Genomic DNA, 13,952 nt, shown 5'->3' with positions numbered 1-13,952 from the left:
ACCAAAGGATATTTTGATGTCAGATTACAAGATCGCCCCCTCTATTCTCTCCGCAGATTTCGCACGTTTGGGTGAGGAAGTGGACAATGTGTTGGCAGCCGGAGCGGACTGGGTGCATTTTGATGTGATGGACAATCACTATGTGCCAAATCTCACGATTGGCCCTATGGTATGCCAGGCCCTGCGCAAACACGGTGTTGAGGCTCCGATTGATGTGCACCTGATGGTGGAGCCGGTGGATGAAATGATTCGCATGTTCGCCGATGCCGGAGCTACCTATATTACGTTCCACCCAGAAGCCTCTCGTCACCCGGACCGCTCCCTTCAATTGATCCGCAGTCTCGGCTGTAAAGCCGGGCTGGTGTTCAATCCAGCCAGTGGCCTCGATGCGGCCAAGTATGTAATGGATAAGCTGGATATGATCCTGCTGATGTCGGTGAACCCGGGCTTTGGTGGGCAGAAGTTTATCCCCAATACCCTGACCAAGTTAAAAGAAGCCCGCAAGTTGATTGATGAGTCTGGGTTTGATATTCGCCTTGAGATCGACGGCGGTGTGAATCGCGACAATATTGCCGAAATTGCTGCAGCTGGAGCAGATACCTTTGTCGCTGGGTCTGCCATATTCAATACCCCGGACTACGCTGAAGTGATTGCAGCCATGCGTAAGAGTTTGGCTTAATTTACAAAACTGGCGGGCAATCTCTTGCCCGCCATAGACGGGATTTGTTAACTTGTGCGCCTGCACTGAGGGAATTTCCGTGAACCACTCTTTCTCCCTGACAAACAGTTGGCGATGGCGCCACTGACCTGCTGAGGCCCAATCGAGTTTGGCGATTGAGGCACCTTTCCCGTGGGCGCTGCTTATACTCTGGCGCCAATCATAAAGAATGAAAAATTGATCGGAGTCTCCATGACCCCTACTGAATACGCTCAACTTGCGTCTGAGGGTTATAACCGTATCCCCCTGGTAAGGCGCGTACTGGCGGATATTGAAACGCCACTGTCCACCTATTTGAAACTGGCCGGAGGCCGTTACAGCTATTTGCTGGAATCGGTTCAGGGCGGGGAGAAATGGGGGCGCTATTCCATTATTGGTTTACCTGCGCGGACTTTGCTCAGGGTTAAGGGCACTGACATCACCGTGGAAACTGATGGTGAGGTTGTAGAGAGCCACAGCGCCGCCGACCCTCTGGAGTTTGTTGAACAGTTTCAGCAGCGCTATCAGGTGCCTGAATTAGCGGATCTGCCCCGTTTTAACGGCGGGCTGGTGGGCTATTTTGGCTATGACTGCGTGCGCTATATCGAACCGCGTCTGGCCGCCAGTACTCCGCCGGATACCCTGGGTAACCCGGATATCCTGTTGATGGTCAGCGATGAATTGGTGGTTTTTGACAATCTTGCCGGTGCGGTAATTCTGATTGTCCACGCAAATACCGCTGAAGAAGCAGCCTATGAAAAAGCCCAGCAGCGCCTGGACCAATTGGTTGGCCAGTTAGCGCAACCGCTGCCGGATACTGTGCCCCTCGATTTGCATGGGCGCGGCATTGATGAGAGCGAATTCCAATCCCACTTTGGCGAGGACAACTTTAAGCGCGCAGTAGACCGGGTTAAAGAGTATGTGCTTGCCGGTGATGTGATGCAGGTGGTGCCCTCCCAGCGCCTGTCTGCGCCTTTCGATGCGCCGCCACTCAATTTTTACCGTGCTTTACGCAGTTTGAACCCTTCGCCGTATATGTATTTCCTCGATCTGGGTGACCACCATGTAGTGGGCTCCAGCCCAGAAATTTTGGTGCATTTAGAAGAGGGAGAAATGACTGTGCGACCTCTGGCGGGAACCCGCCATCGGGGAGCCACTGAGGAGGAGGATCTTGCCCTGGAGGAAGAGCTGTTGGCAGATCCCAAAGAACTCGCCGAACATCTGATGCTGATTGACCTGGGGCGCAATGATATCGGCAGGGTGGCTGATACTGGCAGTGTTAAAGTCACCGACCAAATGTTTGTCGAGCGCTATTCCCACGTGATGCATATCACCTCCAATGTTGTCGGCCGGTTAAAGCCGGGCCTCACCGCCATGGACGCTCTGCGCGCGGCACTGCCGGCTGGTACCCTGTCGGGCGCCCCCAAGATTCGCGCTATGGAAATTATCGATGAGCTGGAGCCAGAAAAGCGTGGCATTTACGGTGGGGCGGTTGGCTACCTGGCTTGGAATGGCAATATGGATACCGCTATCGCCATTCGTACAGCAGTTATCAAGGATGGCCGACTATATGTGCAGGCGGGAGCTGGCCTGGTGGCGGACTCCGATCCGCAGTCAGAGTGGAATGAAACAATGAATAAGGCCCGAGCGCTTTTCCGCGCTGCCGGTATGGCGCTGGCCAAGAGTAGTAAGAGTAGTGACCCTTTAAAGATCGAGCAAGATGAGCGAAGTTAGTATTTCTCAAAAGTTGACCCTGGCTGAACGCTGCGAGCGAGTTGTCGCAGCGCCGTTATTTAACCAAATCATTATCGGAATGATTCTGCTCAATGCCGTCGCTGTTGGGTTAGAGACTTCCACTTGGGTGACGGAGCGCTTTGGTACGCTGCTGGGCGCTATTAATCAACTGATTCTCGCCTCATTTGTTATTGAGGCGCTGGTTAAAATTTTTGCCCATGGGGCCCGTCCCTGGCGTTACTTTGCCAGTGGTTGGAATTGCTTTGATTTTACTATTATTGCACTGAGTTTGATTCCTGCTACAGGGCCGCTAGCTACCCTGGCGCGCTTGGTGCGGGTATTAAGGGTTTTGCGGCTGGTGTCTGCATTCCCGGAACTCCGCACACTGGTGGACACGCTTTTGCGCAGTTTGCCAAGCATGATGCACATTGCTTTGTTGATGAGCATCATTTTCTATATCTATGGTGTAGCGGGTTATTTCCTATTTCACGATATTGATCCAACTCACTGGCGCACTTTACCCATCGCATTTTTGAGTTTATTCCGCATTGTCACCTTCGAGGACTGGACGGATATTATGTATACCGCGATGGATTCGATGCCTTGGGCCTGGCTTTACTTCGTCAGCTTTGTGGTCATGGGGGCGTTCGTAATGATTAACCTCTTTATCGGTGTAGTCTTGAATAACCTGGAAGAGGCCAAATTGCGACGTATGGATGAAATGTGTCTGCCTCCAAGCCAGACCGAAATCCTGCGCGAACTCCGCGCGACCCAGGCCTCTCTCGCACGCCTGCAAAAAAGAATGGAAGAATCCACTTATCAACCAGAGGCTAAGGGGGCCGCGCAATGATTTTAATGATCGATAACTACGACTCCTTTACCTGGAATGTAGTGCAGTACCTGGAAGAGCTGGGTGCAAAAGTGGTGGTGAAACGCAACGACGAAATTACCCTAGATGAAGTCGAGGCAATGGCGCCAGAGAAAATCGTGATTTCGCCGGGTCCCTGTACTCCCAATGAGGCGGGTATTTCTCTCGATACCATTCGCCGTTTTGCCGGCAGTATCCCTATTTTGGGTATTTGTTTGGGGCACCAGAGTATTGGCCAGGTCTTCGGTGGCAGGGTAGTTCGTGCCCGGCAGGTTATGCACGGCAAAACATCCCCTATAGTGCACAACAACTTGGGGGTGTTCCACGGTTTGTCCAACCCATTTGAGGCGACTCGCTATCACTCACTGGTAGTGGAGAAAAGCAGTTTACCGGAATGCCTGGAGATCACTGCCTGGACTGAGACAGAGGATGGTGAAATTGACGAGATCATGGGCGTGAAGCACCGGGAATTAGCAGTAGAAGGGGTGCAATTTCATCCTGAGTCAATTCTCACCATGCACGGTCACGATATGTTGAGAAACTTTATCGAGTCTTGAGGGCCGGAAGAACAAGTGCGCGGCGGGCAGGTCCCGCCAGAATCAATAACCAGAGTGGGGCAAAGGGGGAAAAATGAATATTCAACAGGCCATTGCCAAACTGGTGGATGGCGAACACCTTACTCGTGAAGAAATGCGCGAAACCGTGGGCCAGATTATGCATGGCGAAGCGCTGGAGTCACAGATAGGCGCACTCCTTATAGCACTGCGTATACGCGGTGAGACAGTCGATGAAATTGTCGGCGCAGTGGAAACCATGCGTGAGCTGGCGGTAAAGGTTGAGCTCGACCTGGAAAACACAGTTGATATTGTCGGCACCGGCGGCGATGGCGCCAATCTGTTTAACGTGTCCAGTGCGAGCAGCTTTGTGGCCGCTGCTGCCGGAGCTAAGGTAGCCAAGCATGGCAATCGCTCCGTGTCGTCCAGTAGTGGTTCTGCGGACCTGCTTGAGCACGCCGGCGTATTTTTGGAATTGAGTCCCTCGCAGATGGCGCGTTGCGTAGAGACTATCGGTATTGGCTTTATGTTTGCGCCCAGCTTTCACAATGCGATGCGCCACGTTGGCCCATCGCGCAAGGCGCTGGGACTGCGTACCATCTTCAATTTACTCGGGCCGATGACAAATCCGGCGGGAGTAAAGCGCAAAGTAATCGGTGTGTATGACAAGCGCTACTGCCGCCTGTTGGCTGAAGTTTTGCAAAAGCTCGGTTCAGAGCATGTGCTGATTTTACATAGTGAAGACGGGCTCGATGAAGCCAGTATTGCTGCGGATACCTTTGCTGTGGAATTAAAGGATGGTGCCTTGCAGGAATATACCCTCAAGCCTGAAGACTTTGGCTTGCAGCGCCGTGACCTCTCTGATCTTAGTGTTTCTGGTTCCGAGGATTCCCTGGCCCTGATTCGCGATGCGCTGGGTAAGCGCAATACTGAGGCGGGGCAAAAAGCCGCGGATATTATTGCGCTTAACGCAGGCCTGGCAATTTATGTCAGCGGCGTTGCGCACTCTGCAGAGCAAGGTGTCGCTATGGCACAAGATGCTATCGACAGCGGTCTCGCCGGAGAGAAAATTAACGATCTTGCCGCGTTTACCAGTGCGTTTCGCCCAGAGGAAATTCAATCGTGAGTACACCGACCATTTTAAAAACAATTGTCGAGCGCAAGTGGCAAGAGGTTGCTGAGCGCAAGGCTGAGTGCTCCACCGACGAAGTTCGCCTTCGCGCCAGGGATCAGGAACCGGCGAGAGGCTTTGTCGATGCAGTGGATCGCAAGATTTCCACTGGTGAGGCTGCAGTAATTGCCGAAATTAAAAAAGCCTCTCCCAGTAAAGGCGTGATTCGCGAGGATTTCCTTCCTGCAGAAATTGCTACCAGCTATGAAAAAGGTGGCGCGGCTTGTCTGTCAGTACTAACCGATGTCGACTTTTTTCAGGGCGCAGATAATTACTTGCAGCAGGCCCGAGATGCCGTACGCCTACCGGTGCTGCGCAAGGACTTTACCGTTGATCCCTACCAAATCTATGAAGCTCGCGCGATTGGGGCCGACTGTATTTTGCTGATTGCAGCCTGCCTGGAAGATCCACAGATGGCGGATCTCAACGGGCTCGCTTTGGAGTTGGGTTTGGATGTCTTGGTGGAAGTGCATAACCACAAGGAGTTGGAGAGGGCCCTGGCATTACCTAACCGCTTAATCGGCATCAATAATCGCAATCTGCACACTTTCGATGTGCAGCTGGAAAATACCTTTAAGTTACTGGACTTGATCCCCGAAGACCGTCTTGTGGTCACGGAAAGTGGTATTCATACCACAGATGATGTTGCGGCGATGCGCGGTCATAACGTCAATGCTTTCCTGGTGGGAGAGGCCTTTATGCGGGAGGAGGAGCCGGGCAGGAAACTGATGGAAATGTTTAACTGACCGCTTACTCCAGTAGCAGAAATAAAAAAGGGCGATGTAAAAATCGCCCTTTTTTTATGCGGTGTATTTATTCGGTTACTAGCGGGTACCGTACACCACCATGGTTTTACCTTTAACGGAAACCAGGCCCTGTTCTTCCAGGGTTTTTAATACGCGGCCCACCATTTCCCGGGAGCAGCCGACGATACGGCCAATTTCCTGGCGGGTGATTTTTATTTGCATGCCCTCGGGGTGAGTCATTGCATCCGGCTCATTGCAGAGATCGAGCAGGGTGCGAGCGACACGTCCGGTCACATCGAGGAAGGCGAGATCGCCAACTTTGCGCGTGGTGTTGCGCAGGCGGCCTGCCATTTGGGTGGCCAGGGCAAAAAGAAACTCTGGGTGCTGGCGAGTGAGTTCCTGGAACTTGGTGTAGGAGATTTCTGCCACCTCACACTCGGTTTTGGTGCGGACCCAGGCACTGCGGGTGTCCTGATCGAACAGGCCCATCTCACCGAAAAAGTCTCCGTCGTTGAGGTAGGCAACGATCATTTCGCGGCCTTCATCGTCCTCAATCAGAACTGTAACGGAACCGCGCATAATGAAATAAAGGGATTCACAGCGGTCGCCAGCATAGATAATTGTGCTCTTGGCCGGGTAGCGACGCCGGTGGCAGTGGGCCAGAAAGTCTTCAATATTGCCGATAGTCATGGGGTCTTCGATAGCAACCGTCACGGATTTATTCCTCATTTTTTGTCTTGTGCTCTATCCCGGCTTTAGCAGCTGAGCACTATTGAATTATCGCGCGAAAACAAAATCCCCAACAGGGGCTGACCGCGGCAAAGTTCCGCAGTGTGACCTGTGACACTATGGCACTGGGTCGCTTGGACTTCATAAACCACGATGCGTTCATAGAAAAAGCATTTGATCGTGCGTCATTCGGCTTTCGCGCGGAGGCGTACCAGACACTATACCGGAAACATACAGGTGCCGGGATAGACTTCGCCAATATGCTAAGCTTCGCCGCTGAAGTTTTAATGGGAGTGGAGTGATGCAGGGTAAAGTAACCTGGGTAAATGATTTAACCTTCGTCGGTGAAGCTGGCAGCGGTAATTCGGTAGTGATGGAAGGCGGCCGCACAAATAATGGTGTGCGCCCGATGGAAATGATTTTGCTGGGCGTCGGTGGCTGCGCGGCTTACGATGTGGTGAGTATTTTACAGAAGGCGAGACAAGACATTATTTCCTGTCATTGTGAACTGGAAGGTGTGCGCCCAGATACAACCCCATCGCCGTTTGAGCGAATTGAAATGAAGTTTGTAGTGCGCGGTCGCGGATTGAAGGAATCCCATGTTGCCCGTGCAGTGGAACTCTCCGCAGAGAAATACTGCTCAGGCTCCATCATGTTGCGCAATGCGGGTGTCGAGATTGTGCACAGCTACAGCGTTGAAGAAGCTTGAAGAGAAATTAGCCGGGAAGGGAGGGAGGAAACTGGGCGTAACCTCCCTAAACTCCAAGTCGTTTTAATGATTGAAGAGTAACGGTCAGATTTTATAACTGGCCGAAGTCATCACTTTGGATACGAGAGACATCACTCCTTTTACCGGAGTGGGGAAGCGGGCACCACCGGCGGCCAGTGCAGCGTGGGCGTGCTCGTCTTCGTCAATTAACATCTGTTCCACTACCGCACGGCTTCTCTTGTCGTCGGCGGGAAGCTTTTCGAGGTGGCTCTCAAGATGTTTACACACTTGGTCTTCCGTAGCGGCCACAAAACCGAGGCTGATTCGGTCGCTGATTTTCCCGGCGGCGGCGCCGAGCCCAAAGGACATGCCGTACCACAGTGGGTTGAGTAGGCTGGGGCGGCTGTCCAATTCCTTCAAGCGCTGTTCACACCAGGCCAGATGGTCGATCTCCTCATCGGCAGCGCGCTCCATTTCCCCCCGCACCTCGGGCAGCTTGGCGGTCAGGGCCTGGCCCTGGTAGAGCGCCTGGGCGCAGACTTCACCGCTATGGTTGACCCGCATAAGGCCAGCGGCGTGTTTGCGTTCGCTGTCGGTGAGGTCTATCTCGGCTTCACCCTTCGCCGGGGATGCCCGGCCGTGGCAGGGTTCGCCGGGACTCAGGGTGCGCAGAGCCCGATCCGCTTGAATTAACAGGCGGTCGAGTCCGCTGAGGCTGCGTTTACTCATAGTATTCTGCTCCCTGTCAGAGGCGACCGCTGATGAGCGGCCGCCGATGCCAGCTGTTAGTCCTGCTGCTCTGCAGAAACCTTTTCTCTTTCGACAGCGCGGTAGCCGATATCTTTCCGGAAGAACACGCCGTCCCAGTAGATAGCCCGAGCTGATTCATAGGCATTTTCCTGAGCTTCAGCGACGGTATCCCCCAATGCTGTAGCGCACAGCACCCGGCCACCATTGGTGACTACGCGCTCACCATCCAGTGCGGTACCGGCGTGGAAGACCTTGGCGTTGTCACTGTCTGCTTTGTCCAGGCCGCTGATGGCGTCGCCTTTGCGGTAGCTGCCGGGATAGCCGTGCGCGGCAAGTACCACACCCAGGGCTGGGCGGGGATCCCACTCAGCAGTGACAGTGTCCAGCTTCTTGTCCAGAGCAGCCATGCACAGGTCGACCAGGTCTGATTTCAGGCGAATCATAATTGGCTGGGTTTCCGGATCGCCAAAGCGACAGTTGTACTCGATAACCTTCGGGGTGCCGTCGCTATCGATCATCAGGCCGGCGTAGAGGAAACCGGTGTAGGGTGTGCCCTCAGAGGCCAGGCCTTTAACTGTGGGCTCGATAACCTCTTGCATAATGCGCTGGTAAATGGTGTCGGTCACCACCGGTGCCGGGGAGTAGGCACCCATACCGCCCGTATTGGGGCCGGTATCACCATCGCCAACGCGCTTGTGATCCTGGCTGGTGGCCATCGGCAGGATGTTTTCACCATCCACCATCACGATAAAGCTCGCTTCCTCACCCTGGAGGAACTCCTCGATAACCACGCGGCAGCCGGCTTCACCAAAGGCGTTTCCAGACAGCATATCGCGTACAGCGAGCTCAGCCTGCTCTTCGGTTTCGGCAACGATTACACCCTTGCCCGCAGCCAAGCCGTCGGCTTTAACCACGATGGGCGCGCCGCGCTCGCGAATGTAGGCAACCGCCGGCTCCACTTCGGTGAAATTGCGGTAGGCAGCGGTGGGGATTTTGTGGCGCTCGAGAAAGTCCTTGGTAAAGGCTTTGGAGCCCTCCAGTTGCGAGGCGCCTTTGCTGGGGCCAAAAATGGCGAGGCCACGGGCATTAAAGAAATCGACAACACCCTCTACCAGCGGTGCTTCCGGGCCGACAATCGTTAGCTCTACGCCGTTTTCCTCGGCGAAATCTGCCAGGGCGGCGAAGTTATCCACACCGATTGCGATATTTTCCAGCTTGGGTTCGCGGGCAGTGCCGGCGTTGCCCGGGGCAACATAGACGGTGCCGACATTTGGGTTTTGCGCTGCTTTCCACGCCAGGGCGTGCTCGCGGCCACCTGATCCGATAACCAATACGTTCATTCTTAAATCCCCCTAAGTCGACCGATCCGGTCCATTGCACAGGTTATAGGTGTGCTAGTTTAACGTGGAATTGATTCTGAGGCCTGAGTCTCGCCCCTGGATTCCAATGATTTGTGCGGGCTGAGAAGTATCGATACTTCCCAGCCCGTTGATCATAGCCCGCAGCAGTGAGCATTTGCGGGCGTACAATCTTAGTGGCGGAAGTGGCGCATGCCGGTAAATACCATGGCCATATTGTGCTCGTCCGCTGCGGCGATCACTTCTTCATCGCGCATGGAACCGCCGGGCTGGATGACCGCCTGGATTCCCACAGTGGCAGCATTATCGATGCCGTCGCGGAAGGGGAAGAAGGCATCGGAAGCCATAACGGACCCTGCAACAGCGAGGCCGGCGTGCTCGGCCTTGATCGCGGCGATGCGTGCGGAGTTTACGCGGCTCATCTGGCCTGCGCCTACACCCACAGTGCGACCGTCTTTGCCGTATACGATGGCATTGGATTTTACGAACTTGGCCACTTTCCAGGTAAACAGCAGATCGCGGATTTCTTCTTCAGTGGGCTGGCGCTTGGAGACTACTTTCAAGTCAGCAGCCGTGATCAGACCGTCGTCGCGGTCCTGAACCAGCAGGCCGCCATTAACGCGCTTGTAGTCTAGTGCCGGGGTGCGCTCGCTGCTCCACTGGCCGCATACCAGCAGGCGCAGGTTCTTCTTCTCGGCAACGGCCTGTTTGGCCTCTTCGGAGACTGACGGTGCGATGATGACTTCAACAAACTGTCGCTCGACGATAGCGCGGGCAGTGGCGCCATCCAGCTCTCGGTTGAAGGCGATGATACCGCCAAAGGCAGATTCGCTGTCGGTAGCGAAAGCCAGGTCGTAGGCCTTATGAATATCTTCAGCAATTGCCACACCACAGGGATTGGCGTGTTTAACGATAACGCAAGCGGGTTGCTCGAAGGACTTGACGCACTCCAGCGCGGCATCGGTATCGGCGATATTGTTGTAGGACAGCTCTTTACCCTGCAACTGGGTAGCAGTGGAAATGCTGGCCTCAGCTGGGTTGGCTTCGGTATAGAAAGCGGATTTCTGGTGCGGGTTCTCACCGTAGCGCAGATCCAGCTTCTTGATGAATTGGCTGTTGTAGGTGCGCGGGAACAGCTGCTTTTCTTCGCCTTTAATGGCGCCCAGGTAATTGGCAATAGCGCCGTCATAGCCCGCCGTGTGCTCAAAGGCTTTTACCGCAAGGTCAAAGCGGCTGGCGTGGCTCAAGGTGCCATCGTTATCTTTCATTTCTTCGATGATGTTGCCGTAATCGCTGGCATTGACCACGATAGTGACATCTTTGTGGTTCTTGGCGGCAGCGCGAACCATGGTGGGGCCGCCGATATCGATATTCTCGATAGCATCTTCGAGGGAACAGTCGGGTTTGGCAACGGTTTGAGCGAAGGGGTAGAGGTTAACCACCACCATATCGATCGGGGTGATACCGTGCTCGCCCATGATGGCATCATCGGTACCACGGCGCCCCAGAATGCCACCGTGTACTTTCGGGTGCAGAGTTTTGACACGGCCGTCCATCATTTCGGGGAAGCCGGTGTAGTCGGAAACTTCTACCACGGGAATACCCGCTTCCTTGAGCTGGCGGTGGGTTCCGCCGGTGGAAAGAATCTCAACCCCCATTGCGGAGAGCTGTTGAGCGAACTCTACAATGCCACTCTTGTCAGAGACACTAATTAGAGCGCGGCGGATGGAAACCTTGTCTGTCATTGCACTTGATCCAACTGGTTTTCGAAAAGGATGTTTAAAGGGTTTTAGCGGTTGTCCACTGTGGCAACAAAAACGCTGCCGGGAAAATAGCGAAGGGGGATGAGTTACCTCATCCCCCTTCAAAATTTCGCTCGGTGGGAAGCTTACAGCAGGCCGTAGCGCTTCAGCTTCTTGCGCAGGGTGCCACGGTTGAGACCCAGTAATTGCGCGGCGCGGGTCTGGTTGTGACGGGTGTATTTCATCACCACTTCGAGCATGGGCGCTTCGATCTCCGACAGCACCATGTCGTAGACATCGGTTACCATCTGGCCATCCAGGTGGCGGAAGTAGTTCTCCATTGCGTGCTCGACGGCATCGCGCAGGGACTGCTGCTGTGGCTGTGCCAGTTGAGTCTGTCCCCTGGAGGATACTTCTTCATTGCCAGTATCCGGAATTAATACTTCGTTGTTCATGCCGCTTGTGCCCCTCTCGTTATTCGGCGTTCAAACCACTCGTGAACGCTGGCATGTTGTACTTCTGCACTCTCTATTTGGAAAAAGGTCTTGCGGAAGGACTCGCTATCCGCGAGCGTCTTCAAGTACCAGCTCACATGTTTGCGAGCGATACGGACCCCCATCACTTCACCGTAGAATCGGTGTAGTTCGCCCAAATGGGCGAGCAAAATATTCCTGACTTCATCCAATGTCGGTTCGGGTAGCCGCTCGCCAGTGGCGAGATAGTGGGCTATTTCCCGAAAAATCCATGGTCGTCCCTGTGCTGCACGGCCAATCATGACCGCCGATGCGCCAGTGTAATCGAGCACCTCTCGGGCTCTCTCAGCACTGCAGATGTCGCCATTGGCAAAAACCGGGATTTCTACCCTGGATACAATTTCGGCAATGGTATCGAATTCAGCCTGTCCGTGGTAGCCACAGGCGCGAGTGCGACCGTGAACCGCCAGTGCAGCGATCCCGGAATCCTCGGCCATTTTGGCTACAGTGACGCCATTGCGGGAATCCGGGCACCAGCCGGTGCGGATCTTTAGCGTCACCGGGACGGAAACAGACTGGACCACGGCTTGAAGAATATCCGCTACCAGCTTTTCATCCCGCAGCAGGGCGGAGCCCGCTGCTTTCTTACACACCTTTTTTGCCGGGCAACCCATATTAATATCGATGATTTGCGCGCCGCGACGAGCATTCTCCCGAGCGGCTTCCGCCATCATCTCAGGATCTCCGCCGGCGATCTGCACCGATATGGGCGCCGCTTCGCCACCGTGATCCAGGCGCAAGCGGGACTTGCGGCTGTTCCACAGGCGAGTGTCCGAGGTCACCATCTCCGAAACCACCAATCCGGCGCCGAGTTCTCGGCACAGCTGGCGGAAGGGGCGGTCGGTGACACCGGCCATGGGCGCCAGAATTACCGGGTTGTCGATAATATAGGGGCCAATGGCAGTAGACACGGTAGCTCCATTTGGGCTGTAGGAAGGGCAATCTGTGCCCCGGCAAAACAGCCGCCTATGATAGCGGCTGGCCCGGTAATGGCAAAGCGAAAAAGCGGGCAATTTGATCGAACACTGTTCATTTAGCCTGCTGAATGCGCAGGTTTGGTTGTTTATGGCGCCAAATCCCCTTTGCTAAAAACTTGGCCGGGGTGCTTGTGTGCGCTCAGTGAGTGATGTTCAACTCGTAGTTTACCGCTTCTGCACCGGGGTCAACCACCTCAATCGCGATATGAATGGGGCTGTCCTGGGGCATTAGTTTGCGTCCGGCCAACTCCCCCTGTAGGTACTCGTTCGGGGTAAACCGGCGACTGGCCACAGCCTTGTCCTTCAGGTCGCTGAAGTTCAGCAACAGGTTGGGGAAGGGTTGCGCGTAGGGGGCGGTATTTAGCAGCACTGCATCCACTACCAGGGCGCCCTGCAGCTGCGGGTGGGTACGCACCATTAAGTTTGTGGCCTGGATCGCCCGGGTATCTTTTAGTTGAGGTAAGGTGCAGCCGAATAGTGGGCAGGCGGCAGCATAGAAGTCGCGCCAGGGCTGTTTGCGGCTGAGGCTATCGAACTGGAAGTATGCAACCTGAATCACTATGCCGAGGATCGATAGGGGAATCAATGCACGCCATAGCCAGGGAGAGGCTGTGCGTTTCTTTTTGGGGACTCCCCACGACATCTCCACAGGCGCGGGCTGGATGGCTGAGATCAATTGCTCCCGCTGCGGCTCTTCAGCAGTGGTAGATTCGCCACCGAAGTAAGGCTCCTGGCGGCTTTCCTCAGTGGGGGGAGGTGTATCTACAGACTCGGTTGATACTGCAGGCTCATTGTTGTCCCAAGACGATTCCTCAGCGAGGGAGCTAGAAGTTTCAAACTCCGGTACTTCAGGTTGGCCGTTGTACTCGGGCGAAGGGTCAGAATCAAAATCAGGAAGTTCTTCCCAGTCCGGCTTGAGGATTTTATCCAGGTCCTCTTCGGGTTCTGCTTCCTCTTCGGTGTGAGATGCTTCCAGCTCCTGCCACTCATGGTCGCCAAAGGCGTCACCAATTAATTCCTGCGCTGCTGCACTATATTCTTTTGGTTCAGATTTGGGCGCGCTGTCAGGTGCCCCCTCATTGGTTGCACTCTCCCGACCGGCAGTTTGATCTACAGCTGGTGGAGATGGCGGGGTGGCGGGTTCGTCCTCGTCGAGCTCGATATCGTCGTGGATCAGGAAGTCATCGTCTTCCAGCAAAGCCTCCAAATCATTGCGGCTCTCGCTATCACTTTCTGAGAAAACGATATTTTCGTCTGCGCGAAACACCTGCAGGCAAGACCCACAGCGAACGGCGCCGCGGGCAGCGCGCAGTTGCTGGTCATTAATATGAAATGATGTGCTGCAATGAGGGCAGCGGGTTACCAGTTGAGACATTCGACTAGA

Annotated in this window: 14 protein-coding genes; 7 read left to right on the top strand and 7 right to left on the bottom strand. The window is 54.6% G+C overall.

All coding sequences use genetic code 11. The features are described from left to right. Positions 1 to 16: 16 nt before the first annotated feature. The 6 genes from rpe to trpC all read left to right on the top strand — a co-directional run bounded on the left by rpe (position 17) and on the right by trpC (position 5,770). Entirely contained in the window at positions 17 to 679 is a 663-nt protein-coding gene (gene rpe / locus ACJJIL_RS20090; protein ID WP_444892691.1) for a ribulose-phosphate 3-epimerase, read from the top strand. Positions 680 to 910: 231 nt separating this feature from the next. Then, positions 911 to 2,431: an anthranilate synthase component I gene (trpE, locus tag ACJJIL_RS20085; protein ID WP_444959252.1), complete on the top strand. Its 1,521-nt coding sequence runs from the start codon at positions 911 to 913 to the stop codon at positions 2,429 to 2,431. Beyond that, complete coding sequence (locus tag ACJJIL_RS20080; protein WP_444895314.1) at positions 2,418 to 3,281, top strand: ion transporter; 864 nt, start codon at positions 2,418 to 2,420, stop codon at positions 3,279 to 3,281. Before trpE ends, ACJJIL_RS20080 begins: the two co-directional genes overlap by 14 nt. Further along, the gene (locus ACJJIL_RS20075; protein ID WP_444912048.1) at positions 3,278 to 3,856 is read left to right on the top strand and encodes an anthranilate synthase component II; all 579 of its coding nucleotides are present in this window, start codon (positions 3,278 to 3,280) and stop codon (positions 3,854 to 3,856) included. Before ACJJIL_RS20080 ends, ACJJIL_RS20075 begins: the two co-directional genes overlap by 4 nt. Positions 3,857 to 3,929: 73 nt before the next feature. Next, on the top strand, positions 3,930 to 4,979 hold the full coding sequence (gene trpD / locus ACJJIL_RS20070; RefSeq protein ID WP_444959253.1) for an anthranilate phosphoribosyltransferase: 1,050 nt from the start codon (positions 3,930 to 3,932) through the stop codon (positions 4,977 to 4,979). Then, positions 4,973 to 5,770: an indole-3-glycerol phosphate synthase TrpC gene (gene trpC / locus ACJJIL_RS20065; RefSeq protein ID WP_413665837.1), complete on the top strand. Its 798-nt coding sequence runs from the start codon at positions 4,973 to 4,975 to the stop codon at positions 5,768 to 5,770. The genes trpD and trpC overlap by 7 nt, the downstream gene beginning before the upstream one ends. Positions 5,771 to 5,848: 78 nt before the next feature. On the opposite strand, the gene crp is transcribed toward trpC, so the two are convergent. Beyond that, positions 5,849 to 6,499: a cAMP-activated global transcriptional regulator CRP gene (gene crp / locus ACJJIL_RS20060; protein WP_051089460.1), complete on the bottom strand. Its 651-nt coding sequence runs from the start codon at positions 6,497 to 6,499 to the stop codon at positions 5,849 to 5,851. Between the two features lie 301 nt (positions 6,500 to 6,800). Between crp and ACJJIL_RS20055 the strand changes: the two genes are divergently transcribed. Further along, a complete protein-coding gene (locus ACJJIL_RS20055) occupies positions 6,801 to 7,208 on the top strand; it encodes an OsmC family protein (RefSeq protein WP_282934442.1) in 408 nt (135 codons plus the stop codon). A gap of 84 nt (positions 7,209 to 7,292) precedes the next feature. Here ACJJIL_RS20055 and coq7 read toward each other — a convergent pair whose 3' ends face one another. From coq7 to ACJJIL_RS20025, 6 genes are all read right to left on the bottom strand, one after another. Beyond that, positions 7,293 to 7,937 (bottom strand): 2-polyprenyl-3-methyl-6-methoxy-1,4-benzoquinone monooxygenase, encoded by a 645-nt coding sequence (gene coq7, locus ACJJIL_RS20050; protein WP_444918904.1) that lies wholly within the window; start codon positions 7,935 to 7,937, stop codon positions 7,293 to 7,295. A gap of 56 nt (positions 7,938 to 7,993) precedes the next feature. Further along, entirely contained in the window at positions 7,994 to 9,298 is a 1,305-nt protein-coding gene (gene purD / locus ACJJIL_RS20045; RefSeq protein WP_444918905.1) for a phosphoribosylamine--glycine ligase, read from the bottom strand. A gap of 191 nt (positions 9,299 to 9,489) precedes the next feature. Continuing rightward, on the bottom strand, positions 9,490 to 11,061 hold the full coding sequence (purH, locus tag ACJJIL_RS20040) for a bifunctional phosphoribosylaminoimidazolecarboxamide formyltransferase/IMP cyclohydrolase (protein WP_444918906.1): 1,572 nt from the start codon (positions 11,059 to 11,061) through the stop codon (positions 9,490 to 9,492). Positions 11,062 to 11,204: 143 nt separating this feature from the next. Beyond that, positions 11,205 to 11,513, bottom strand: coding sequence for a DNA-binding transcriptional regulator Fis (gene fis / locus ACJJIL_RS20035; RefSeq protein WP_020411495.1), 309 nt, complete (start codon positions 11,511 to 11,513; stop codon positions 11,205 to 11,207). Beyond that, positions 11,510 to 12,502: a tRNA dihydrouridine synthase DusB gene (gene dusB, locus ACJJIL_RS20030; RefSeq protein ID WP_444918907.1), complete on the bottom strand. Its 993-nt coding sequence runs from the start codon at positions 12,500 to 12,502 to the stop codon at positions 11,510 to 11,512. Before dusB ends, fis begins: the two co-directional genes overlap by 4 nt. Positions 12,503 to 12,707: 205 nt before the next feature. After that, entirely contained in the window at positions 12,708 to 13,943 is a 1,236-nt protein-coding gene (locus ACJJIL_RS20025; RefSeq protein WP_445360602.1) for a DUF3426 domain-containing protein, read from the bottom strand. Positions 13,944 to 13,952: the final 9 nt, after the last annotated feature.

Source organism: Microbulbifer maximicatervae (SeqCode) (assembly GCF_052468095.1).
The sequence above is the reverse complement of the archived record's forward strand: the minus strand, read 5'-3'. Positions and strand labels throughout refer to the sequence as shown.